Source organism: Halosolutus amylolyticus, from assembly GCF_023566055.1.
In the GTDB taxonomy this organism is placed as follows: Archaea; Halobacteriota; Halobacteria; order Halobacteriales; family Natrialbaceae; genus Halosolutus; species Halosolutus amylolyticus.
Genome location: NZ_JALIQP010000001.1, coordinates 1,041,690 through 1,062,858 on the forward strand (window position 1 = coordinate 1,041,690; position 21,169 = coordinate 1,062,858).

A 21,169-nucleotide genomic window follows, 5' to 3' on the forward strand; every position below is an offset into this window, starting at 1 on the left:
CTGTCGAGAGCGATCGCGGTGCGACGTCACGACACCGAATGGACAACGCTTATGCGCGGGCTATGCATGCACGAGCATAGAATGAGCGACATCGAGGGTGTCTACGAGGATCTCGAGGCCGACGTCTCTCTCGAGGAGTTTCGCGAGGCGGTCGAGGCCAAAGTCGAGCAGATGGGGGGACTGGCGGACGAGGAGACGGCGGCGATGCTCGTCGCTCACGAACTCGGCGAGAGCGAGGTCGGCGGCGTCGCCGACGTCGAACCCGGCATGGAGGAAGCCAAGTTCGTCGCCAAGGTGACGAGCATCGGTGATGTCCGGACGTTCGAACGCGACGGCGAGGACGAGGACGGGCGCGTCGTCAACGTCGAGGTCGCCGACGAAACCGGATCGGTTCGTGCGGCCTTCTGGGACGAGCACGCCGAGGCCGCCACGGAGGAACTCGAGGAGGGCGACGTCCTGCGGATCAAGGGCCGCCCCAAGGACGGCTACAGCGGCGTCGAGGTCAGCGTCGACGACGTCGAACCGGACCCGGACACCGAGATCGACGTCGCGGTCGCGGACACCCACACCGTCGAGGACCTCTCGCTGGGCCTCTCGAACGTCAACCTCGTCGGACTCGTCCTGGATACCGACGCCGTGCGCACGTTCGATCGGGACGACGGCTCCGAGGGAAAGGTCTCGAATCTCACGCTCGGCGACTCGACCGGTCGCGTGCGCGTCACGCTCTGGGACGAGCAGGCCGACACGGCCGAGGATATCGAGGCCGGCACCACCGTCGAGGTCGTCGACGGCTACGTCCGCGAGCGCGACGGCTCGCTCGAACTCCACGTCGGGAACCGCGGGGCGATCGAGGAAGTCGACGAGGACGTCGAGTACGTTCCCGAAAGCACGCCGATCGAGAGCCTCGAGATCGGCCAGACGGTCGACATCGCAGGCGTCGTCCGGTCCGCCGATCCCAAGCGCACGTTCGATCGGGACGACGGCTCGGAGGGGCAGGTCCGCAACGTTCGCGTCCAGGACGCGACGGGCGACATTCGCGTCGCACTCTGGGGCGAGAAAGCCGACGTCGACGTCGGGCCGGGCGACGAGGTCGCGCTGGCCGACGTCGAGATCCAGGACGGCTGGCAGGACGATCTCGAAGCCTCCGCCGGCTGGCAGTCGACGGTTACCGTCCTGGATACCGACTCGGGCGGCGACGAGTCGGCAGCCGAGAGCGGCGGGGACGGCGCGAACAGCGGTCTCTCGGCGTTCGCGGACGACGGAACTGGCTCGGAGTCGCCGACCGCCGACGACGCGGACGAGTCCGATCCCGCGGCCGGATCGACGACCGACGACGGCGCGAGCGACGCCGACGACCCCGCGGACGGCGAGGAGATCGAGTTCACCGGGGTCGTCGTCCAGGCCGGCGACCCGGTCGTGCTCGACGACGGCGAAACGACGATGAGCGTCGTGACGGACGCTGACGTCGGTCTCGGCGAGGAGATAACCGCCCGAGGGATCGTCCGCGAGGGTCGTCTCGAGGCGAGCGACGTGTTCTGAGGGCGCGAGCAGGCCGATCGGCCGATTAGGAAAAGCGTTAAGGGACTCAGCTTCGCGTATCTGTACATGAACGTCGAACTCCCGTTCGCCCCGGTGGATACGATCATCCGGCGGAACGCGGGCGATCTTCGGGTGAGTGCCGACGCGTCGAAGGAACTCGCAACGCGGATCCAGGAACACGGGAGCGAGCTCGCCATCGAGGCCGCCGAGCGAGCGACCGCAGACGGGCGCAAAACGTTGATGGCGGAGGACTTCGAGGTCGAACAGGTCGTCGACAAGGACGACCTCGAACTCCCGGTCGCCCCGGTCGACCGGATCGCACGGCTCGAGATCGACGATCGGTACCGCGTCTCGATGGACGCCCGCGTCGCGCTCGCGGACATCCTCGAGGACTACGCGGACAACGTCGCCCGCGCGGCGGCGACTCTCGCCCACCACGCCGATCGGCGGACGATCACCGAGGCCGATATCGAGACGTACTTCTCGCTGTTCGAGTGAGATGCGCTTTGGCTACAGCGAGCTCTGTCTCGCACACGATCCCGGTTCGCGCCACCCCGAGTCGCCGGACCGGCTTCGCGCGATCCGCGAACGGCTGAAGCGGAAACACGGCGTCGAGTACGTCGACAGCGACCCCTGCGAGATCGATCGGCTGGCGACCATCCACGACCGCGACTACCTCGAATCCGTCGAGGAGTTCTGCGCCGAGGGCGGCGGGAGCTGGGATCCCGACACGAGCGCCGTCGAGGAGACCTGGGACGCGGCCCGCAAGAGCGCCGGGCTGGCCTGCTGGGCCGTCGACGAGGCGCTCGACGGGGCGACCGGCCGGGAGACGCCGTTCTCGATCGGCCGACCGCCGGGCCATCACGCGATCGAGGACGACGCGATGGGCTTTTGCTTCGTCAACAACGTCGCGGTCGCGGCCCAGTACGCGCTCGACCACGACGACCACGACGTCGAGCGGGTCGCGATCGTCGACTGGGACGTCCACCACGGCAACGGGACCCAGGACATCTTCTACGACCGGGACGACGTCTTCTTCGTCTCGCTCCACGAACAGGGGCTGTATCCCGGCACCGGTGCCGTCGACGAGACGGGCGAGGGCGACGGTGCGGGGACGACGATGAACCTCCCGATGCCGGCCGGAACCGACGACGTCGAGTACCTCGCCGCGTTCGAGGGGCCGATCCACGATGCGCTCACGGCGTACGATCCCGACCTCCTGCTCGTCAGCGCGGGGTTCGACGCTCACCGCCACGATCCGATCTCGCGGATCCGCCTCACGACCGAGGCCTACGCCCTCATGACCGATCGGCTGCGCACGCTCGCCGACGAGACCGACGCCGCGTTCGCGTTCGTCCTCGAGGGCGGCTACGGACTGGACGTGCTCGCGGACAGCGTGGCTATCGTCCACGAGACGTTCGACGGCCGAGAGCCGATCGAACCCGGGGCCGACGTGAGCGAGAAGGCCGAGGAGGCGATCGAAGCGGTCGTCGAGGAACACGATCTCGACGTCGACCTCGAGTGATACGGACGACGCGATCGAGTATCCGTTTCAGGGCTCCGGTTGGAAGTAGGCCGCGAGTTCCGACTCGAACTCCGGCAGCAGTGCCGTCACCTCCTCGTCGACCAGCACGTCGTACTCGTCCTCGAGCGTCGTCTCGACGTGGGCTCCGAGGCCGACGTCGAAGAGCCGATCGCTCGCGACGAACGCGCGGGCGGTGGTGAACTCGCGAGGCCGTTCGGTGACGTACCGATCCTCGGCGATGAACGGTCCGTAGGCCTCCGGATCGTCGGCGTAGGATTCGTAGAATCCCTCCGCGTGGCTGCGAACGTGGACCGGTGGCCCGCTGTGGCGCTCGACGGCTGGCCGCCCGGCGACGGCGAGTTCGACGAGAAGGACGGCCGTCTCGTCGGCGAATGTCGCGGCCCGGAAGACGTCGAAGCCGCGGGCGTCGAGGCCGTCGGTGACGCCGGCGAGGGACTTGCGCAGTTGCGGATAGAGTTGATCTTCAACGAGATCGGGGGCCTCGAACCGGATCGCGATCGGCGTCGTTCCCCGACGGTCGACGTGTGCCCGGAGGTCGGCGGCGTCGATCGGGTCCGGCGTCGTGGGTTCGAAGTGATCGACGGACGGGTCGGCGAGGAACGCGCGGGCGTAGTGCTGGAGTCGGGCGACGTTCTCGGCCGCGCAGACCGCCGCGACGTTGCGCTCGGGATCGGTCGGGTCGATGACGACGAGCGGATCGTCGAACGGGCGGTCGGCGTCGCCGCTCGCCCGCCCGTGGTTCTCCGGGTCGAGTTCGACCGGCGGTTGCCAGTCGGCCGCGGCCTCCAGCAGCGATCGGAAGCCGCCGTACTCGAGAACGAGCAGTTCGGTCAGGTAACCGCTGAATCCCCGGGTCCGGAGGTCGCTGCCGTACGCGCCGATCCCCTTCAGGAACTGCTTCGCGAGTCGCACGTCGTCCGCGAGAGCGTCGTCGAGGCGCTCCTGGAGGTACTGTGTGTGAAACGGGGTGCGATCGACGGCCGATCGGATCTCGGTCGCCGACCCGAGCCGGAAGCAGGGGACGACGTCGACGTCGAACCCCTCGACGGTCCCTTTCACGTACGGGTGTTCGGCGTACTCCTCGTGGCCCTCCGGGAGGGTCTCGTGGCCGACCGCGAGGCCGTACCGTTCGAGAGTTTCCCGATCGAGGTCCGGCGGGAACCGCACGAAGATGTCGATGTCGCGATCGCCGCTGATCCACGTGTTCCGGGCGGTCGAGCCGACCTGGACGACGTCGGCGTCCGGACAGCGCTCGGTCGCGGCGGATTCGGCGCGCTCGAGCAGTCGATCGGCGACCGATCGTAGCCGGCTCCGCTCGTCCGGGTCGGGGTCGATGCGATTGCGCACCGTGGCGACGACCGACTCGACGTCGGCCGGGGCCGACTCGGCGTCGTCGCGATCGGCGTCTCCGTCGCTCTCGTCACTCATTGGTCGCTGGTAGTCGCGCACCGAGGGAAAGTGTGTCGAACACGGGCACGGGGCGGGGAAAACGAAAGCCCTATCAAATACACCCCACTACCAAAAGATGAGCCGAAGTAGCTCAGATGGTAGAGCACCTCGCTGTTACGGTGATTCAGGTCATCTGATCGCCGCAGATACGAGGTTGTCCCAGGTTCGAGTCCTGGCTTCGGCGCTTTTAGGGAAACAACAGCCCGCGAAGAGCGATAGCGCCGAGCGAATCCAGTTTCCGTAAACGCGAGACGAGGCGGACTCGAACATGCGAGTCACACGCGGCCGAACGGAGTGAGGACGACCGTCTCGCACCTGTTCGAGTCCTGGCTTCGGCGCTCGAAAATTTCTCCGAAATTTTCGCGCGAACGGGAACGCTACGCGTTTCCGTTACGGTGTTTTTCAAACACAACTCGCGAGGAGCGGTCGCTCCGAGTCAATCCGGTTCACCGATCCGAAATCGACGGATACCCAGGCATTCGTGTGAGTGCGTCCCAGACCACGAGTAGCTATATGCCGAACTGGCGATGACTGAGTTACATGTTTCCGGATCGAATCGAGACGGAACGGCTTCGACTCGAACGACTCTGCCACGAGAACGTGGACGTGTTCGAGTTGTACGAGAGCTTTGCCCGGAGACACGCCGACGCTCCCGACGAGGTATTCGAGCACGTCCCGCAAACCCCGTACCGAACCATGAAAGATGCCCACGATCAACTCGAGGATGCGGAGGAGCGGTGGGAAGACACCGACGGTGCCGAGTACGCCGTCCGGCCGAAAGCGGGCGAAGACGGCGCGGGCGAACTCGCAGGAATGACGGTACTGACCTGCCAGTGGGAGCGACGGACCGGACAACTCGGGTTGCTCCTGGGAAAGCCCTTCTGGGGGCGGGGCTACTCGGGCGAACGGGCGCGGGCCCTGATGGAACTCGCCTTCGATCGACTCGACCTCGAACTCGTCACCGCGGGCCACAACGACGGGAACGAGAAGTCGCGGCGTGCGATCGAGACGTATATCGAAGCCCACGGCGGACAGTACGACGGCGTACTCCGGAACTGGGTACCGATGGACGGGGAGGTTGCCGACCTCCACCGGTACACCGTTACGCGAGCGCAGTACGACGAGGCGGTTCGAGAGAAGTGAGCGCGAGGTCTTGCACACTTCCCGCTCGCCAGTTTCTCTCCGATCGGGCGAGCACCCCCTATGGCCGATCGAACGGAACGGTATCAGGAACACGAACGGCTACAGAAGCGCGGGCAGCCGACGGAAGCGATTGCCGTCTCGCGTGAATGCGGACCACGGGGGCCGGTCTCGAGGCGAGTGCGTCGATACGGGGGAGCTATTATCGCCTTTCGGCGACGACGTACGCCCATGGCAACGGATCGACGCGATCGACGGAGTACAGACGACCACGGACACGACGTCATCGACCCGCTCTACGTCGGGATCGTCACCGTCTCGACGTCCCGCGCCGCCGCCGATGACCCGGACGACCCGGGCGGCGACACCATCCAGGAGTGCTTCGAGGCCGAGGGCCACGAGGTCCGTGAACGCGTGCTGGTCCGGGACGACTACTCCTCGATCCGGACGGCAGTCCGGAGTCTCGTCGCTCGCCGGGACATCGACGTCGTCCTGACGACGGGCGGCACCGGGGTGACGGCCGACGACGTCTCGCCCGAGGCGACGTCGTCGCTGTTCGAGCGCGACCTGCCCGGCTTCGGCGAACTGTTCCGATCGCTCTCCTGGGAGGAGGTCGGCACCCGAGCGATGGCTTCGCGCGCGACAGCCGGTATCGCCGTCGACACGCCGGTCTTCTGCCTTCCCGGGAGCACAGGCGCTTGCGAGACCGCCTGCGAGGAGCTGATCGTTCCCGAAGCGCCCCACCTCGTGGGACTCGCGACCCGACACCAGCAAGACACGACGGATCAGTCCCTCTCGGCCTACCAGTCGGAGTAGCCGGCCCGATCGAACGGACTCGGGAGCCGATCGCGGGGCCCAAAGCACAGTCTGGGCGGTCGTCGTTTCGCTCGTCCGGACCGTCCATCTGCGCCGCACTGGCTTTTATTGATACTGCGGGGCTAGGTACGCCCGTCATGTGCCACTGCTTCGAGGACGTCCGAGACCTGTCAGCGGAGGAGCGAGAAGACGTACTCGATTCCCACACGCGCGAGGAACTCGAGGCCGAACTGTCCACCGCGGAACTGGACGCGATCGAGGGACGGGCGTAGATCGATGGCGATCGGCGGACAGTAAGCGTTAATTATCGTTCGGCGTGTTCGTATTTCGTACGGGCCCTTAGCTCAGTCTGGTAAGAGCGCTCGGCTCATAACACGGTCGCACGATCGTGAGTCCGTGTGGGATACCGAGTGGTCGATGGTTCGAATCCGTCAGGGCCCATCCGCAAAAAACCCGAAGCGTGGCCGAAACGAATTCGGTCGGTAATCGGGCCCTCATATGCTCGAGGGCCTTATTTTCTCATTCGGGAACCCTCGTCCCAGAACCAGAACCGAACCAGTCACTGGTTCGCTGTGTTACGAAACTGTTCGGCGGCAGGTCGAACCCTCGAAACTCCTCGCCGCCCCAGGACGTTCGAACTCGTCGACGAGATCAACACCTACCTGCGATCACCGCTTCGTCGATCGCGTAGTGTAGAACAGGGGGATCAGCAGAACGAGAAAGACTGTTCCCATCGCGGCGATCGCGATCCAGATGGTCGACAGCCACGCTTCGGGGATGATTCCGGCGAGTTCCGCCACCCACAGCAGGCTGTAGGCACCGATGACGAGCAGACTGACGATGTAGATCCGCAATCCCCAGCGGACGATGTGATACAGCGTCGTTTTGGTAATCCGTTCCGGCAGGTACTCGTCCAGGACGCCGATCATATCGTCACCTCCGTCGAGAGAATGCGGGCACTGTGATCGCCGTCTGCCCGGTGTGCGACGGCCACGATCTCGACGGCGACGTCACCGTTCGGCGGTGCGTGCTGTCGAAACGTGACCGACTCGTCGACGGTATCGATCTCCTTCGTGACCCGGAACGTACCGTTGCCGCTCGCGTCCTCGAGCGCGTCCGTGCCATCTGCCACGGTCGCTTCGACGGCGATCTGATCGGCGCGTTGCATCGAGATTCCCGTGACCGTGACGAACCCGTCCGTGTCGTCGGTGACGACGGTACTCGTCTCGACTGCCGCCTGGGTCCCACCGTTGAGATCCGAACTCAGTCCGATGAGGAACGTCCCGATCGCCGCCGAGAGGATCACCGCGACTCCGATGAGGAGAACGATACCGATGACAGGATTCGTAGCGCGGTTTTCCTCGGTGAACCGGAACACGAATATCGTCTAGTGACTATTCAACTGTCTTGAACATTTCTGCCGGAATCGGCTGGAAAAGAGTCGAGTCAGTGGTCCGGTACGGGTCTGGTTCGATACCGTGACTGTTCGATTGGTTTCCCAGGCCACGGATACTCGGCCGGGTCCATGTTACCCTCCCCCTCGCTCCGGGTCAGATCGCCGCCGGGGGAGCCATCGACGAGTACGACGTCGGAACGGTCGTGGCGACGCCAGCCGAGCGATCGCCCGTGCCGGTTTCGCGCTCGAACAGCGCTTCCCCGGTCGCGTTCGATCGGGATACGTGCCAGTACTGGACGGTCGTGTCCGAGGAAACGGGGACCGATCGGATTCAGTTCGAGAGACCGAGCGCCGCGGCGACGTCGAGCAGGCCGCTCCCCTGCTCGGTGTCCGCGAGGCCGATGTCCTCGGCCGTGTCCGTCAGCCGCTGGCGGGCTTCGACGTTCGTGTAGCCGTTCGCCATTAGCTGGCCGCCCGCACCGGAAACGTGCGGACACGCCATCGACGTCCCCGAGAACGTGTCGTAGCCGCCGGGGATCGTCGAGTAGACGTCCTCGCCCGGGGCGGCGATCTCGACTTCGGGTCCGGTCGAGGAGAAATTCGCCAGCGAGTCGTCCTCGCTGGTCGCGCTGACGGCGATGAACTCCGAGTAAGCGGCGGGGTAGCCGACGCAGTCGGAACAGGGCCCGTCGTTACCCGCGGCGGCCACGAGCAGAACGCCCTCGTCGTAGGCGTACTGACCGGCGTCCTTTACGGTCTGTGACCCGGAACTCGCGCCGAGGCTGAGGCTGGCGACGTCCCAGCCCTGGTCTGCGACGTACTCGATGCCGGCCGCGATGTCGGAGAACGACCCGCTGCCGCGCTTGTCGAGTACCTTGACCGCGTGAAGCGTCGCCTCGGTGGAGACGCCGACGACGCCTTCGCTGTTGTCGACGGCGTCGGCGGTCCCCGCACAGTGGGTGCCGTGGTCGTTGTCGTCGTCCCAGGGTTCGCGACAGATGTTCGGATTCCCCTTGCACTCCACGAACGCCTTGCCGGCCCCCAAGTTGGCCTGCAGATCGGGGTGGTCGGAATCGATCCCCGTGTCGAGGATCGCGATGTCGGCACCGGCCCCGGTTTCGCCGCCGTCGTGGGCGACGTCCGCGTCCACGCGATCGATACCCCACGGGAGGGTCTGGGCGAGCGCGTGCATCTCGCCGTTCTCCTCGACGTAGCGCACGTTCGGGTTCTGTCGGAGCCCGGAGACCGCACGCTTCTGTGTGCGGATCGTCACTGCGTCGAACGCGAACTCGCGAACCGTCTCAGATGCCGCGTCGAGTGCCGCGGATCGTCCGCTGGCGTTGGCGAAACCCACGTTGACTTCGACCGCGTCACCCGGTTCGGCCGCTGCCAGCCCGGTCGTGCCGACGGTGGCGAGCGCGCCACCAGCCGCTTGCAACACTGTTCGCCTGTTTACTGGATGGGGGTTCTCTGACATCCGTTCCCACGTGACATTCTCTGATACGTGAATGTTTGGGTAGAAGAATATAAAATAATTAACATCTGTTGGCGGGCAATAATGCGTGCGGCTACGTTCGGCTGTCGAGGGCCGCACGCGCCAGACCGGAATGCTCAGGCTCGGGACTTAGGGCCGATCCGATCGACGAGTCGGTCATGACCGCCGCCCGCGCAGGCGACCACGACGGCTTCTACGTCACGGCCCTCGGAACGGGTGCGTCGGCACTGGACAACGAGCGGGCGTCCGTCGGGTACGTCGTCCACGTCGACGGCGATCCGACGCTGCTGGTGGACGCCGGCGGCGGGACTGCCGCGCGACTCAGCGAGGCCCGGATCGACCCGACTGCGCTCGACGCGGTCTTTCTCGGCCACCTCCACGTCGACCACACGGCCGACGTCCCGGCGATCGTCAAGGCGGCGTCCCAGCAGGGTCGTGGCGATCGGCCTCTGGCGGTGTACGGTCCTGCGGGAAACGCACAACAGCCAGGAACCGAACAGTGGCTCTCGACGCTGTTCGACGAGGGCGGGGCGTACGGCTACCTGTCCGACTTCGTCGAGCGGTACACGGACGGCGAACTGGCGCTTCCGGCCACCGAGGTCGACGCCACCGTCGGCGAGGACGACGAACCGGAGCGGATCTACGAGGGCGACGGTGTGGCCGTCGACGCGATTCCGGTCGTCCACGGCCGGGTCCCGGCGCTCGCCTACCGGGTGTCCTCCGGGGGGCGATCGATCACGTTCTCCGGCGATTACGCCGCCGAATCGGGGAACGTGCCGACGATCGCCCGGGGAACCGACGTCCTCGTTCACCATCGCGTACTCGCGGACGACGCGGACGGGCCGAAAACGGCGCTCCATCCTTCCGCGAGCGCCTGCGGGCGAACCGCCCGGGCGGCCGACGTCGGCACGCTCGCCCTGTCCCACGTCGGCCGTGACGACCCCGCCGACCTCGAACCGGCGATAGAGACCGTCCGCGACGAGTACGACGGCCGAGTGGTCGTCCTCCGGGATCTGGTCGACGTCTACCCCGACGGCACCGTCGTCGACGCGCGATCGAACCCGGAGACCGGACCGGGAACGATCGACCCGGACGACGCCGGGCCGGACGTCGTCTACGACGATCGGTCGGATTCGTAGCGCGGTACCGGAGTCGCTGGCCGTCCGCTCGGCGGCACCGTCCGGGAGTCTGGTCTCGACCGGCCCACGACGGACGACCGTCCAGCGGGCTGTGTGAGCAAGGGAAACGATGGTTTCGGTCGCGGCTGTAGTCTCCACCGTGACCGATCAGCACTCGATCGACTGGTCGTTCCGGACCGTGTTCGCGGACGTTCTCGAGGCGGTTCCGGACGACCAGCGCGATCCCGATCGGTTCGTTCCCGGCGTCGGCCCGCTGTCGGCCGACGTGATGCTCGTCGGTGAGGCGCCGGGCGAACGCGAAGTCGCCGAGGGCGAGCCGTTCGTCGGACAGGCCGGCGCGCAACTCGATCGGGCGCTCGAATCGATCGGCCACGATCGGGGGGAACTGTACATCACCAACCTCGTCAAGGTGCGGCCGCCGGAGAACCGCGATCCCCGCGTGGCGGAGATCGAGGCGTGGTGGCCGGTGCTTGCGGCCGAGATCGAGCGCGTCGACCCGACCGTCGTCGTTCCGCTTGGAAGCTTCGCGACGGCCGAGATCCTCGACACCGACGAGACGATCACCGATCTGCACGGGCGAACGTTCGAACACGAGGTGGGGGAGACCTCGAACGGGACCGACTCGCGAGCGCACGCCGAGCGGATCGTCGTCCCGTCGTTTCACCCGGCCGCGGCGCTGTACGATCGGAGCAAGGTCGACGCGATCGAGGCCGATCTGGCGGCGGCGCTGGAGCGGGCGTGACGACGTCGTCGCCTCGAAAGGGGCCACTCCCGGGGCCCGGAGACGACCAGTTGCCCGCCGAACACCGGTGCATTTTAAGAGTGACACCTGATATCAGTAGGCATGGAACTCGACGAACTCCTCGAGGGGGAATCACTCACCGGGCGTCAGGCAGTAATCATCTTCTTTACCTTTTTGATCCTCATCGTCCTGGCCGGGCTGTTTCTCATCACCTTTAGCGATTTATTCCGGAATCTCATCGCGTTCGCGTGATCGGCGGCCGTCGCGTGGTGTCCCGGGTCCGTCACGGGCACCCGGTGGACCTATCGGGGCCGAGCTAGCTGTCCGGTAGCCGCGGCCCGGCCGATACTCGTCGAACGGTATCGACGCCGGATCGGTGCGTTACAGGTCGTCGAGGTACTGTGATTCCCACTCCCGGCGCTGTTCGATCTGCTGACGGCCCTCGTCGCTGATCGCGTAGTAGTTCGTTCGGCGATCGAGTTGTCCCTTCTCGACGAGTCCCTTGTTGACGAGGGTGTCGAGGTTCGGATAGAGTCGGCCGTGGTTGATGTCGCTGCTGTAGTACGTCTCGATCTCGTCTTTTACGTCCTGGCCGGACGGCTGGTCGGCCCCGGCGATGACGTACAGGAGATCTCGCTGAAACCCGGTCAGATCGTCCATGGTTCACCCATGTAGTCACACCAGTATTCTGATTGTTTGTTATCGATTACGTATCGGCGGTTTTGGTGTCGCTTTCGAGGTCCTGATCGGCGGAACGACTGCAATCGTGGTGGCGCTAGACCGTAGGGCCCACCTACCCTGGCCGACAGTCCTGTCGTCGTGATCGCCGATCGGGGCCGGAATTCCGTCGCGAGACGCCGTGAACGATCGTTGTAATGACTGCCGACTCGCGTAATGGTCTCGGTAGCACACCCGGTCGTGACGATTCCGTCCACGTCGGAGCGTGCGGCGATCCGCCGGTGGGCATCGGCGCGAGCCCTGCCACACAGCGGCGGCTCCTCGAGCGGGGTGTCGCGTCCCGGTGGACACGTCGCCGTCGCTCGTCGAGTAGTGTGCTGAAGAATTGCTAATCGAATGTGAACCCGTTACCGAACGTGAGAAGCCGTATTACAGGCGGGTGACGTTGGTGGCGCGGGGGCCCTTGGGGGCCTGTTCGATGTCGAATTCGATGTCTGTGCCTTCTTCGAGGTCCGGACCGCCAACGTCTTCCATGTGGAAGAAAACGTCATCGTCCGCGTCGTCCGTCGAAATGAAACCGTAGCCGCCTGTGTCGTTGAAGAAATCAACGTTTCCTTTCGCCATTGCAATTCAACGAAACCCCGCCACACGTATAACAGTTGTGTTATAGTTATTCTATCGAAAGGAAAATAATTCGAGGTAGAATCTGCTATACGCGGAACGATCGGCTCAAATACGCTGGATCCGGTTTTCACGAATCTCGGACAATTATTTTCTCGACTGGTCGAAATGACGATCGGTACACCGCCGGAGCAACGCGTACAGCACCGCTCGTCGACTGTCCGTGCGCGGCTGCATTCGCCTCGGCGTGCGACACGACGGCCCCGATCGCGCTCGTCGGTCGCGTTCGACGCCGACCGATCGTCCAGAACGACCCCATCTCTGCCGTGCGTCCGCATCACACGGGGCATGTTTACAGTCCGCCGCCCCTCACTCGCGATCACCCAGCGCATACTCGAATCGGACTCGAATAGTATCGTTTAGGTGGATCCGCTAACTACGCGGGAGGTATGACCCAGCATCGCGGTGCGCCGACGATCGCACAGGTGGCTCTGATCGGGCTGTTCGTGGCGGCGCTCGTCACGGCCCAGTTGACCGCCTCGAAGGTGCTCGCGTTCGACATCCCCGTGGCGCTCCCGATTACGGGGGCACAGCTCGCCCTCCCCGGGGCCGCGCTCGCGTACGCGTTGACGTTCCTCGCGAGCGACTGTTACACCGAGCTGTACGGCAAGCGCGCGGCCCAGATCGTCGTCAACGTCGGCTTCGCGCTGAACTTCGTCGTGCTGGCGCTCGTCTGGTCGACGATCGCCGCGCCGGCGGCGGATCCCGACGGAGCCGGGCAGTTCGCGACGGTGCTCGGCGCGTCGACGAACATCGTCCTCGGCAGTCTCCTCGCGTACGTGATCAGCCAGAACTGGGACGTGCTCGTCTTCCACCGAATCCGGGAGTACACCGGCTCCGAGAAGCTCTGGCTCCGTAACATCGGCTCCACGGCGAGCAGCCAGGCGATCGATACCATCGTCTTCGTCGCCGTCGGCTTCGTGCTCGCACCGGCCGTCCTCGACGTCGGCATGGACCCGCTCCCGTTCCAGGCGGCGCTCGGCCTGATGATCGGCCAGTACCTGCTGAAGTTCGCGATCGCGGTGCTCGACACGCCGGTCGTCTACGCCATCGTCTCGCTCGTGCGCTCGCGCGAGGGTGCAGAAACCGGCGAGACCCACATGGCCTGAACCGGTTCGCGATCGATCGGAGACCGTTTTAGTACCTCGCGGGCGAGCCACCGGTATGGACGAACGCGTTCGCGAACACGCGGCAGTACTGGTCGACTGGAGCGCACGGGTCGAGGAAGGGGACGACGTCGTCCTTTCGGTGGGGCCCGACGCCCACGAACTCGCCGTCGCCGTCGCCGAGAAACTCGGCGAGCGGGGCGCGAACTTGCTCGCGACCTACGGTTCCGGCGAGGTCACGCGCGCGTATCTCCGGGCGCACGAGGGCGACTTCGACGAGAATCCGGCCCACGAACGCGCGTTACTCGAGGAGAGCGACGTCTACCTCTCGATCGGCGGCGGGCGGAACACGAGCGCGACCGCCGACGTGCCGGGCGAGACGCGCCAGGCCTACCGCAGCGCCCGGACCGAGATCCGCGAGGCGCGCTACGACACGCGCTGGGTCTCGACGATCCACCCGACCCGATCGCTCGCCCAGCAGGCGAACATGGCCTACGAGGCGTACCAGGAGTTCGCCTACGACGCCATCCTCCGGGACTGGGAGTCGCTGGCGGCGGAGATGGCCCGACTGAAGGAACTACTCGACGAGGGCTCGGAGGTCCGCCTCGTCTCCGACGACACCGACCTCACCATGTCGATCGAGAATCGAACGGCGGTCAACAGCGCGGCCTCGGTCGCATACGACTCGCACAACCTGCCGAGCGGCGAGGTATTCACCGCACCCGCGGCCACCGAAGGCGAGGTCGCGTTCGACGTGCCGATGACGCTGCGCGGCGAGGCGGTTCGCGACGTCCACCTCACCTTCGAGGACGGGGCTGTCGTCGACTACGCGGCCGAACAGGGCGAGGACGTGATCGGCGACATCCTCGACACCGACGAGGGCGCTCGCCGACTGGGCGAACTCGGGATTGGAATGAACCGCGGGATCGATCGGTACACGGACAACATCCTCTTCGACGAGAAGATGGGCGAGACGGTCCACCTCGCCGTCGGCCGCGCCTACGACGCCTGTCTCCCCGAGGGCGAGTCGGGCAACGACTCCGCCGTTCACGTCGACATGATCACCGACGTCAGCGAGGGCTCCCAGCTGGAGATCGACGGCGAGGTCGTCCAGCGGAACGGTCGGTTCCGGTGGGAGGACGACTTCGAGCAGTGAGGTCCCGCCACGGACCGTCGACCACCCGATCGTCGGGTTAAGCACCGGTTACGCCGCTTCTCGTGCGAATTCGTCGATCGAAACGACCGCATAGTAATGGACGATTCCCCCGTCGGTCTCGACACCGCCATGACCGGTGGCGGCCAGTAACCGGTCGGGGCGATCGCTGCTCGTCGCCCCCTACCCCGCTTCCACAGTTGTCTGCCCGCCCTGCCGGAGGCGGTAGTATCCGGCGATCACCGTTTCTTTATTCGGATCGAGAGCCAACGACCCCTATGCGCGATCGGCTTCGGGCGGGCGTCGCCATCTACAACGACGGGTACTATCACGCCGCCCACGACGCCTGGGAAGACTACTGGCTCGATCTCGAGAGCGGAACCGACGACGAGCGCCTGTTACACGGGCTAATCCAGTTCACCGCCGCCGTCTACCACGCTCGCGATCGCAACTGGGCGGGTGCCGTCGGCCTCGCGAATAGCGGTCGGGACTACCTCGACGGCTTGCCGGCGGACTATCGCGACCTGGGACTCGATCCGATCCGATTGGCGCTCGGAACGATCGCAACCGATCCCGAGGTCGCCGAGCGCCGACCGCCGATCCCGATCGAACACGAGGGAACGGTCCCCACGCTCGCGGATCTCGGCGTCGAACCGACCGCGATCGCGGCGATCGTTCTCGCGGAGGAACTTGGATTCGACGAGGACCCGATCGAGCGGGCGCGAACGTACGCGGAACGCGATCTGACGGCCGGAGGCGACGACAGTCGGTTCATCACGCTGCTGTTCGATTTCGTCCGCGAGGACGAGCATCGGGGACTCGTCTACCAGCGGTTGACGGGCCACGTCGATCGCCGCCGATCGCGCGAAAAAGACGTCGAAGGGCTGTTCTGACCGCCCGATCAGTCGGGTCGGTCGCGCCGGGTCTCGATCGCCGTTCGCCGACTTGATTCGTGGCTCGTCGCCGACACTGACGCTCGTCGATCTAGTCGCTCGCGTCGGACCGGATGGGAGTCCCGTCGGGTCCGAGGACCCACCAGATGTCGTTGCTGCCCTGTCCACGAGCGTCTCCCGGAGCGTCGTCCTGGGCGAAGCCGTACAGCGGCCAGCCGTTGGCTATCACCTGCATCTCGCCGGTCGCCCGCTCGAAGGTGTCTAACTCTGCCGTGACGTCGTCACCAGCGACGGCCGTGTCGGCGGTGAGCGGCGGCCAGGCATCGGCGCAATCCCCGTCGCAGGCAGTCTCCGGCGCCCCCTGGGTGTCCTGATCAAACATGTACAGCGTCATTTCGTCCGCGTCGACCAGGATCTCGCCGTATTCGGCGTGATCGCGGACCTGAACGGTCGGCGCTGTCTCGTCGGCTTCGTCATGGTCCGGGAGTTCATCTGCGAAGCGATCGATCTCGGCGAGGACGTCCTCGAACGGAACCGTTCCTCGATCTCGAATCGTCATCGGGTCGAGCGTGGGGGCGTCGAGGATCTCCTGCGGTGTCAGCCATGCCCACTCGCAGTCCTCGTTCCCCTCGGTCGTCGCGTTGAGTTCGTGTTCGAGGAACGCCTTGCTAAACGGGGCAAGGAGCGGCGGTTCGTCGCTCCCCTCGAACGTGTCCTCGTACTCCGGCACGTCCTCCTCGGCGAGGTCGCCGACGACGATTCGCATGCTCATTCCGAGAACGTGGTGTGGGCCACAGTACACGTCGTACACGCCAGGTTCGGTGAACTCGTAGAGCCAGGCGCTACCGAGGTTGAGCACCGGCGACGAGAACGGCGGGACCCCGTCGGGCACTCGCTGCTGGAATCCCTGTGCGGGATGATAGGCCGTAACCGTGTGATCGGGCGATTCAGGGGTGAACTGCACGACGTCACCCCCACTCACGTGAATGCCGATCGGATCGAAGTGGAAGAACGGCGGCCGGTCCGGGTTCTCCGGGTCGTCCGGTTCGACCGTGTGGAGTCTGACTTCGTGGTCCGGGTCGAGCGTCTCGGGCAGTTCCTCGACGTCCGGCACCGCAAGGCCGTACTGCGGATCGATCCCTGCCGCGTCGGACCCAGTAGTATCGGTCTCCTCTGTGCCGGAGTCGTCATCGTCGCGAGCGGTTGCGAGACCACTGCTCAGCGAGAGAGCGACCCCTGCGCCCAGCGTTTTCAGCAACGGTCGCCGCTCGAAGTCGATCCACCCGGCGATCGATTTGTCGAACGATTCGTCGGTCCTCTCCGCCTCGGGTGATCGCATCGTATCACTCCCCCAGTTGCTGCCGCCTGCGTCGAACACGTGCACTCACCGAGGAATATAGCGACGGGATCGTTTCATCTCGATAATATCAGTTACCCAATATTTATTCACCTGCAGATTGTGAGCCGACCCCTGTTGCCCCTACCATGGTAATATATAGCATATCTCGGAGTTACAGACGAAATGGCTCGCTGACGTATAATTCCGTGTAACTACGTGTTGGTGGAATGGGGCGGACGATCCCGATTCTGTCCACAGTCGTACGGTCGACGTCAAAAATCCGGTCAGTCTCCGTCCGAGTACAGACACCCCGATCGATGGGCGTCTCTTGCCGAGATGCCGTGCCCATAGCGGGAGGAGAGATTACCCACATCGAGCGTTTCGTGGGCCGTTCGCGTGATTTCGGAATCCGATCGCCGTCAGTCGTGTCGCGCCGAGTTGTCCTGTGGCTCGTAGCCCAGCACCTCGCGGGCCCGATCGATCGAGTAGTACTTGCGATCGTTGTCGGAGATGCCGTAGACGATCTCGTACTCGTAATCGGCGCGGATGCACCGATCGAACAGGTGCGCACAGTCGCGGTAGGAGAGCCACATGGCCTGCCCGCGCTCGTAGTCGATCGGCGGGTGGCCCTCGGTGAGGTTGCCGATGCGGACGTTGACGACCGAGAGGCCGTACTCGTCGTGGTAGTAGCGCCCGAGGGTTTCGCCGGCGGCCTTCGAGACGCCGTAGAGGTTGCCGGGGCGGGGCAACTCGGTGCCGTCGAGCAGGTAGTCGTCGTGCGTGCGGTACATGTCGGGGACGCGTTCCTCGGTCTCGTAGGCCCCGACGGCGTGGTTCGACGAGGCGAAGGCGACCTTCTCGACGCCGGCGTCGACGGCGGCCTCGAAAATCTTCTGCGTGCCGTCGATGTTGTTCGTGAGGACGCTGTCCCACGGCGCCTCCGGTCGCGGGTCGCCCGCGAGGTGAATCACGACGTCGATACCCGCCATCGCCTCGCGGACGGCGTCCTCGTTCGTGATGTCCGCGACGACGAACTCGCCTGGATGGTCCTCCGTCGGCGGGTCGCGATCCATCAGACGCCACTCGTGTTCGTCGCCGATACCGCCGAGAATCGCCTCTCCGACGCGCCCCGCAGCCCCCGTGAGCAGGACCGACTGTGCCATTCGTTCGGTGTGAAGGCAGGGGTCGATAAGTAACGTGCGATTCCGTGCCGGTCCGATCGTCGCTGACATACGTTTCCCGGATGATACGACGCCCGAGCGGGATCCGGGGACGGACCACCGTTTGCGATCGGTGCCGCGGACCGGAATCCCCTTCCCGGTCGTGCACGTGAACTCGCTCATGTCGCCCGATTCGACGCCGACCGACGCCGAAGCCGCCTGTTTCGAGGCCGGCATCAAGTTCGGCACGCTCTACCACCAGTTCGCCGGGACGCCGGTCTCGCTCGAGAGCGCGCCCAGTCTCGCGACCGCGATCGGGGAATCGATCGAGAACCAGCCCCACTGCACCACGGTGACGGTCGACGTGCGGGAGGACGAACTCGCCGCGGCGCTCGAGGCGGGACCTGCCGACTACACCGAACTGACGGGCCGTTTCCTCGAGGTCGAGATCGTCGTCGACTACGAGGGCTGCGAGGTCGTCACGCGCATGGCGATGGAGGATGGCTACCCGCTGATGCGACTGGAGGAGGTCCACGGTCGCGAGTAGCGCCCCGATCGGTTCGTCCCGTCACGCGGAGCCGGAACCGTCGTCTTCGAGTTCGGGATCGAACAGGTCCTCGATCGAGGCGTCGAAGTGAGCCGCGAGTTCGAACGCGAGTTCGAGCGACGGGTCGTACCGATCGCGCTCGATGGCGTTGATCGTCTGGCGGGAGACGCCGACGGCCGCCGCGAGGTCGGCCTGGCTCTCGCCGCGTTCTTCGCGCCGATCTCGGATGTCGCACTTCATCGGCGACGGTAGTAGCCGATCGCGACGCCGTAGGTCACGTAGACGGCGGCCGTCGTCCAGGCGAGCGTGACGCTCGCGGTCCCCCACGAGAAGTACCGGGTCGACGAAAGGACGACGAGCGACGGGAACACGATCGCCGCCAGCCACCCGAACAGCGTCAGTGTGAACCCGCTGGCGCGTCTGTGGATGGTGTCGTCCCGCTCGTCGAACAGCGTGTAGCTCGTTGCGGACGGGATCGCCACGGCGGCGATCATGCCGACGGCGTAGAGTCCGACCGCGACGAGCGGTCGCTGGAGCGCCGAGCCCACGCCGAGGGCGACGCCCGCGAATACGCAACAGGCGAGCATCAGTCGTTTGTACGTCTCCGGTGCGCCGGTTCGAAGGAGTCCGGTTGCAGGTTCCGTCATGGGTGTATCGAGTTCGAGGGTCGTACCGCGCTCGTTCCGTAAAGGACGCTTTACAGTAAAGTGTGCTTTACACACCCACTTAATCCTGTCCGTTCGTTGCCAGCAGTACCGTGCCGAATCTATCCGCTCGCCGTCCTCCCGCGGGTGTCGAACCGATCTCCCGCCGCGGGTCTCGACGATTCCAGCCTTTCGAAATCTCTCCGTCGATCGGCCGATGTCGGCTCGCTTCGGCCGATTTTCACTTTCACTTTCGGGCTACCTTTTAACCCCAGTCCCGGTGAACGTGGTGACATGAGCCAAGCGACACTCGGCGACGACGACGAACTGTTCGGCGAAGCGGCCAACGAGATGCGCGAGGACGTCGAATCCTCGCTCGCGGAGGCCTGGGACGCACTGCCGGCGGCCGACGACGTCTGGGAGACCGACGCGGACAACGTCCTGGGTGTGCTCAACGGACTCAACTCCGCGCTGGACGCCGGCGACGCCGAGGACCACCTCCGGGACGCCAAGAAGTGGTTCACGATGGGCCAGCGTGCCGACGCCTTCGACGACGCCGACGACCTTGAGGAAGAGATCGGCGATCTCGAGGACGCCATCACGGACATCTCCGCGGCGGGCGAGCAGGTCGGCGACCTCACGTCGACGATTCCTGCACTCCGGAGTACGCTGGAGGACGCCGGACCCGACGCGGAAGAGGAGGAAGAGGAGGAAGAGGAGGAAGAGGAGGAAGAGGAGGAAGAGGAGGAAGAGGAGGAAGAGGAGGAAGAGGAGGAAGAGGAGGAAGAGGAAGAAGAGGAAGAAGAGTAACGACCGGATCGTCTCGGTCCCTTCGCCGGCATCCGGGAGCCGTCTTTCTTCGTCAGGCCCGGACTACGATCGGTCTTCGGGCCGGGCGACGTCGCGTTCGGCGATCGTCTCGAGGAGTCGAACGAGCGCATCCGCAGCCAGGTCGAGCAGTTCTTCGCCGCGTCGGGCGTCGCCGTCGGCCGGATCGCCGACGACGCCGTTGTCGGTAAACTCCGCGGCGTCGTAGGCCAGATTCGTGTGACTCGTCCATTCTCCCCAGCCGTCGGCTCGCCCCGCCCGTGCCTCGTCGATCCGATCCTCGCGGACGAGGTCCGGGTCGACGTGGCGCAACAGTGCCGTCTCGAGCGGGCCGCCGTGGCCCATGTCGGCCGAGTGGTCGCCGACGGCCTCGAACCACGTGAACGGGACGGCGTAGGCCGTTCCCGATCGGATCAGGGTCCCCCCGACCTCCCGCAGGGCGTCGACGTTCCCGCCGTGGCCGTTGACGAGGACGACCCGGTCGAGGCCGTGGTGGGCGAGGCTCTCGACGGCCTCGCCGACGTAGTCCCGGAACGTGTCTTCGGAGACCCACATCGTTCCGGGGAACTGGCGGTGTTCCGCGGCGATCCCGACCGGGATCGCGGGTGCCCGGACGACCTCGCGATCGGTTCGATCGAGGGCGGCGTCGGCGACGGCCTCGGCCCCGATCACGTCGGTCCCGAGCGGCGCGTGGGGGCCGTGCTGTTCCGTGCTCCCGACGGGGACGACCGCGAGTTCGGTGTCGGCGTCGCGCACGTCGGTCCACGTCGCATCGGAGAGGTCCATGGATGAGTCCTCCGACCGTGTGGACATGAAACTCTCGGTGGCCGCGTCGGGCGTCGCCGGTTACGGCGACGACTATAGCGGCTCGATCGGGG

General features: G+C 65.7%; 25 protein-coding genes and 2 tRNA genes. 16 read left to right on the forward strand and 11 right to left on the reverse strand.

Features of this window, described 5'->3' with window-relative positions; genetic code table 11:
* The first annotated feature begins 81 nt into the window (after positions 1–81).
* The 3 genes from MUN73_RS04995 to MUN73_RS05005 all read left to right on the forward strand — a co-directional run bounded on the left by MUN73_RS04995 (position 82) and on the right by MUN73_RS05005 (position 3,064).
* Entirely contained in the window at positions 82–1,539 is a 1,458-nt protein-coding gene (locus MUN73_RS04995) for a single-stranded DNA binding protein (RefSeq protein ID WP_250139336.1), read from the forward strand.
* A 66-nt stretch (positions 1,540–1,605) separates the two neighbouring features.
* The gene (locus MUN73_RS05000) at positions 1,606–2,037 is read left to right on the forward strand and encodes a histone (RefSeq protein WP_250139337.1); all 432 of its coding nucleotides are present in this window, start codon (positions 1,606–1,608) and stop codon (positions 2,035–2,037) included.
* A gap of 1 nt (position 2,038) precedes the next feature.
* Positions 2,039–3,064: a histone deacetylase family protein gene (locus tag MUN73_RS05005; protein WP_250139338.1), complete on the forward strand. Its 1,026-nt coding sequence runs from the start codon at positions 2,039–2,041 to the stop codon at positions 3,062–3,064.
* A gap of 27 nt (positions 3,065–3,091) precedes the next feature.
* On the opposite strand, the gene cca is transcribed toward MUN73_RS05005, so the two are convergent.
* On the reverse strand, positions 3,092–4,513 hold the full coding sequence (cca, locus tag MUN73_RS05010; protein ID WP_250139339.1) for a CCA tRNA nucleotidyltransferase: 1,422 nt from the start codon (positions 4,511–4,513) through the stop codon (positions 3,092–3,094).
* Between the two features lie 101 nt (positions 4,514–4,614).
* Between cca and MUN73_RS05015 the strand changes: the two genes are divergently transcribed.
* From MUN73_RS05015 to MUN73_RS05030, 5 genes are all read left to right on the forward strand, one after another.
* Positions 4,615–4,718, forward strand: a tRNA-Asn gene (locus tag MUN73_RS05015).
* 356 nt (positions 4,719–5,074) lie between these two features.
* Positions 5,075–5,677: a GNAT family N-acetyltransferase gene (locus MUN73_RS05020; RefSeq protein WP_250139340.1), complete on the forward strand. Its 603-nt coding sequence runs from the start codon at positions 5,075–5,077 to the stop codon at positions 5,675–5,677.
* A gap of 228 nt (positions 5,678–5,905) precedes the next feature.
* Positions 5,906–6,490 carry a MogA/MoaB family molybdenum cofactor biosynthesis protein gene (locus tag MUN73_RS05025; RefSeq protein WP_250139341.1) on the forward strand — a complete coding sequence of 195 codons (585 nt, stop codon included), beginning with the start codon at positions 5,906–5,908 and terminating at the stop codon, positions 6,488–6,490.
* Between the two features lie 137 nt (positions 6,491–6,627).
* Positions 6,628–6,762, forward strand: coding sequence for a hypothetical protein (locus MUN73_RS22550; RefSeq protein WP_265339099.1), 135 nt, complete (start codon positions 6,628–6,630; stop codon positions 6,760–6,762).
* A 61-nt stretch (positions 6,763–6,823) separates the two neighbouring features.
* Positions 6,824–6,931 (forward strand) — tRNA-Ile (locus MUN73_RS05030).
* Positions 6,932–7,158: 227 nt separating this feature from the next.
* On the opposite strand, the gene MUN73_RS05035 is transcribed toward MUN73_RS05030, so the two are convergent.
* From MUN73_RS05035 to MUN73_RS05045, 3 genes are all read right to left on the reverse strand, one after another.
* On the reverse strand, positions 7,159–7,419 hold the full coding sequence (locus MUN73_RS05035) for a hypothetical protein (protein ID WP_250139342.1): 261 nt from the start codon (positions 7,417–7,419) through the stop codon (positions 7,159–7,161).
* The gene (locus MUN73_RS05040) at positions 7,416–7,868 is read right to left on the reverse strand and encodes a type IV pilin domain-containing protein (RefSeq protein WP_250139343.1); all 453 of its coding nucleotides are present in this window, start codon (positions 7,866–7,868) and stop codon (positions 7,416–7,418) included. Before MUN73_RS05040 ends, MUN73_RS05035 begins: the two co-directional genes overlap by 4 nt.
* A gap of 349 nt (positions 7,869–8,217) precedes the next feature.
* Entirely contained in the window at positions 8,218–9,363 is a 1,146-nt protein-coding gene (locus MUN73_RS05045) for a S8 family peptidase (RefSeq protein ID WP_250139344.1), read from the reverse strand.
* Between the two features lie 176 nt (positions 9,364–9,539).
* Between MUN73_RS05045 and MUN73_RS05050 the strand changes: the two genes are divergently transcribed.
* The 3 genes from MUN73_RS05050 (at position 9,540) to MUN73_RS05060 (ending at position 11,514) form a co-directional block, all read left to right on the forward strand.
* Complete coding sequence (locus MUN73_RS05050; protein ID WP_250139345.1) at positions 9,540–10,520, forward strand: MBL fold metallo-hydrolase; 981 nt, start codon at positions 9,540–9,542, stop codon at positions 10,518–10,520.
* Between the two features lie 109 nt (positions 10,521–10,629).
* Complete coding sequence (locus MUN73_RS05055) at positions 10,630–11,262, forward strand: uracil-DNA glycosylase (RefSeq protein WP_250139346.1); 633 nt, start codon at positions 10,630–10,632, stop codon at positions 11,260–11,262.
* Between the two features lie 102 nt (positions 11,263–11,364).
* Positions 11,365–11,514, forward strand: coding sequence for a hypothetical protein (locus tag MUN73_RS05060; RefSeq protein WP_250139347.1), 150 nt, complete (start codon positions 11,365–11,367; stop codon positions 11,512–11,514).
* A gap of 129 nt (positions 11,515–11,643) precedes the next feature.
* Here the strand turns inward: MUN73_RS05060 and MUN73_RS05065 are convergent, their stop codons facing one another.
* Entirely contained in the window at positions 11,644–11,922 is a 279-nt protein-coding gene (locus MUN73_RS05065; RefSeq protein ID WP_250139348.1) for a PadR family transcriptional regulator, read from the reverse strand.
* A 447-nt stretch (positions 11,923–12,369) separates the two neighbouring features.
* On the reverse strand, positions 12,370–12,564 hold the full coding sequence (locus MUN73_RS05070) for a cold-shock protein (RefSeq protein WP_006087767.1): 195 nt from the start codon (positions 12,562–12,564) through the stop codon (positions 12,370–12,372).
* A 446-nt stretch (positions 12,565–13,010) separates the two neighbouring features.
* On the opposite strand from MUN73_RS05070, the gene MUN73_RS05075 reads away from it, so the two are divergent.
* The 3 genes from MUN73_RS05075 (at position 13,011) to MUN73_RS05085 (ending at position 15,773) form a co-directional block, all read left to right on the forward strand.
* Positions 13,011–13,730, forward strand: coding sequence for a queuosine precursor transporter (locus MUN73_RS05075; protein WP_250139349.1), 720 nt, complete (start codon positions 13,011–13,013; stop codon positions 13,728–13,730).
* Between the two features lie 55 nt (positions 13,731–13,785).
* Positions 13,786–14,883 (forward strand): aminopeptidase, encoded by a 1,098-nt coding sequence (locus tag MUN73_RS05080; RefSeq protein WP_250139350.1) that lies wholly within the window; start codon positions 13,786–13,788, stop codon positions 14,881–14,883.
* Between the two features lie 275 nt (positions 14,884–15,158).
* Positions 15,159–15,773, forward strand: coding sequence for a DUF309 domain-containing protein (locus MUN73_RS05085; protein WP_250139351.1), 615 nt, complete (start codon positions 15,159–15,161; stop codon positions 15,771–15,773).
* A 91-nt stretch (positions 15,774–15,864) separates the two neighbouring features.
* On the opposite strand, the gene MUN73_RS05090 is transcribed toward MUN73_RS05085, so the two are convergent.
* Complete coding sequence (locus MUN73_RS05090) at positions 15,865–17,112, reverse strand: plastocyanin/azurin family copper-binding protein (protein ID WP_250139352.1); 1,248 nt, start codon at positions 17,110–17,112, stop codon at positions 15,865–15,867.
* A gap of 419 nt (positions 17,113–17,531) precedes the next feature.
* Complete coding sequence (gene azf / locus MUN73_RS05095; RefSeq protein WP_250139353.1) at positions 17,532–18,275, reverse strand: NAD-dependent glucose-6-phosphate dehydrogenase Azf; 744 nt, start codon at positions 18,273–18,275, stop codon at positions 17,532–17,534.
* A gap of 178 nt (positions 18,276–18,453) precedes the next feature.
* Between azf and MUN73_RS05100 the strand changes: the two genes are divergently transcribed.
* Positions 18,454–18,819 (forward strand): dihydroneopterin aldolase family protein, encoded by a 366-nt coding sequence (locus tag MUN73_RS05100; protein ID WP_250139354.1) that lies wholly within the window; start codon positions 18,454–18,456, stop codon positions 18,817–18,819.
* A gap of 21 nt (positions 18,820–18,840) precedes the next feature.
* Here MUN73_RS05100 and MUN73_RS05105 read toward each other — a convergent pair whose 3' ends face one another.
* Entirely contained in the window at positions 18,841–19,059 is a 219-nt protein-coding gene (locus tag MUN73_RS05105) for a helix-turn-helix transcriptional regulator (protein ID WP_250139355.1), read from the reverse strand.
* The gene (locus MUN73_RS05110) at positions 19,056–19,466 is read right to left on the reverse strand and encodes a DUF2178 domain-containing protein (protein WP_250139356.1); all 411 of its coding nucleotides are present in this window, start codon (positions 19,464–19,466) and stop codon (positions 19,056–19,058) included. Before MUN73_RS05110 ends, MUN73_RS05105 begins: the two co-directional genes overlap by 4 nt.
* A gap of 291 nt (positions 19,467–19,757) precedes the next feature.
* Between MUN73_RS05110 and MUN73_RS05115 the strand changes: the two genes are divergently transcribed.
* Positions 19,758–20,273: a DUF5790 family protein gene (locus MUN73_RS05115; protein WP_250139357.1), complete on the forward strand. Its 516-nt coding sequence runs from the start codon at positions 19,758–19,760 to the stop codon at positions 20,271–20,273.
* 63 nt (positions 20,274–20,336) lie between these two features.
* On the opposite strand, the gene MUN73_RS05120 is transcribed toward MUN73_RS05115, so the two are convergent.
* Complete coding sequence (locus tag MUN73_RS05120) at positions 20,337–21,077, reverse strand: creatininase family protein (protein WP_250139358.1); 741 nt, start codon at positions 21,075–21,077, stop codon at positions 20,337–20,339.
* Between the last annotated feature and the right edge of the window lie 92 nt (positions 21,078–21,169).

What these genes read in the sequence shown, in the direction of transcription:
- MUN73_RS05080 (WP_250139350.1), top strand. Translation starts at nt 13,786, where the DNA reads ATGGACGAACGCGTTCGCGAACACGCGGCAGTACTGGTCGACTGGAGC.
- MUN73_RS05120 (WP_250139358.1), bottom strand. Translation starts at nt 21,077, where the DNA reads ATGGACCTCTCCGATGCGACGTGGACCGACGTGCGCGACGCCGACACC.
- MUN73_RS05000 (WP_250139337.1), top strand. Translation starts at nt 1,606, where the DNA reads ATGAACGTCGAACTCCCGTTCGCCCCGGTGGATACGATCATCCGGCGG.
- MUN73_RS05075 (WP_250139349.1), top strand. Translation starts at nt 13,011, where the DNA reads ATGACCCAGCATCGCGGTGCGCCGACGATCGCACAGGTGGCTCTGATC.
- MUN73_RS05035 (WP_250139342.1), bottom strand. Translation starts at nt 7,419, where the DNA reads ATGATCGGCGTCCTGGACGAGTACCTGCCGGAACGGATTACCAAAACG.
- MUN73_RS04995 (WP_250139336.1), top strand. Translation starts at nt 82, where the DNA reads ATGAGCGACATCGAGGGTGTCTACGAGGATCTCGAGGCCGACGTCTCT.
- cca (WP_250139339.1), bottom strand. Translation starts at nt 4,513, where the DNA reads ATGAGTGACGAGAGCGACGGAGACGCCGATCGCGACGACGCCGAGTCG.
- MUN73_RS05005 (WP_250139338.1), top strand. Translation starts at nt 2,039, where the DNA reads ATGCGCTTTGGCTACAGCGAGCTCTGTCTCGCACACGATCCCGGTTCG.
- MUN73_RS05090 (WP_250139352.1), bottom strand. Translation starts at nt 17,112, where the DNA reads ATGCGATCACCCGAGGCGGAGAGGACCGACGAATCGTTCGACAAATCG.
- MUN73_RS05070 (WP_006087767.1), bottom strand. Translation starts at nt 12,564, where the DNA reads ATGGCGAAAGGAAACGTTGATTTCTTCAACGACACAGGCGGCTACGGT.
- MUN73_RS05085 (WP_250139351.1), top strand. Translation starts at nt 15,159, where the DNA reads ATGCGCGATCGGCTTCGGGCGGGCGTCGCCATCTACAACGACGGGTAC.
- MUN73_RS05105 (WP_250139355.1), bottom strand. Translation starts at nt 19,059, where the DNA reads ATGAAGTGCGACATCCGAGATCGGCGCGAAGAACGCGGCGAGAGCCAG.
- azf (WP_250139353.1), bottom strand. Translation starts at nt 18,275, where the DNA reads ATGGCACAGTCGGTCCTGCTCACGGGGGCTGCGGGGCGCGTCGGAGAG.
- MUN73_RS05055 (WP_250139346.1), top strand. Translation starts at nt 10,630, where the DNA reads ATGGTTTCGGTCGCGGCTGTAGTCTCCACCGTGACCGATCAGCACTCG.
- MUN73_RS05100 (WP_250139354.1), top strand. Translation starts at nt 18,454, where the DNA reads ATGTCGCCCGATTCGACGCCGACCGACGCCGAAGCCGCCTGTTTCGAG.
- MUN73_RS05045 (WP_250139344.1), bottom strand. Translation starts at nt 9,363, where the DNA reads ATGTCAGAGAACCCCCATCCAGTAAACAGGCGAACAGTGTTGCAAGCG.
- MUN73_RS05065 (WP_250139348.1), bottom strand. Translation starts at nt 11,922, where the DNA reads ATGGACGATCTGACCGGGTTTCAGCGAGATCTCCTGTACGTCATCGCC.
- MUN73_RS05020 (WP_250139340.1), top strand. Translation starts at nt 5,075, where the DNA reads ATGTTTCCGGATCGAATCGAGACGGAACGGCTTCGACTCGAACGACTC.
- MUN73_RS05110 (WP_250139356.1), bottom strand. Translation starts at nt 19,466, where the DNA reads ATGACGGAACCTGCAACCGGACTCCTTCGAACCGGCGCACCGGAGACG.
- MUN73_RS05050 (WP_250139345.1), top strand. Translation starts at nt 9,540, where the DNA reads ATGACCGCCGCCCGCGCAGGCGACCACGACGGCTTCTACGTCACGGCC.
- MUN73_RS05060 (WP_250139347.1), top strand. Translation starts at nt 11,365, where the DNA reads ATGGAACTCGACGAACTCCTCGAGGGGGAATCACTCACCGGGCGTCAG.
- MUN73_RS22550 (WP_265339099.1), top strand. Translation starts at nt 6,628, where the DNA reads ATGTGCCACTGCTTCGAGGACGTCCGAGACCTGTCAGCGGAGGAGCGA.
- MUN73_RS05025 (WP_250139341.1), top strand. Translation starts at nt 5,906, where the DNA reads ATGGCAACGGATCGACGCGATCGACGGAGTACAGACGACCACGGACAC.
- MUN73_RS05115 (WP_250139357.1), top strand. Translation starts at nt 19,758, where the DNA reads ATGAGCCAAGCGACACTCGGCGACGACGACGAACTGTTCGGCGAAGCG.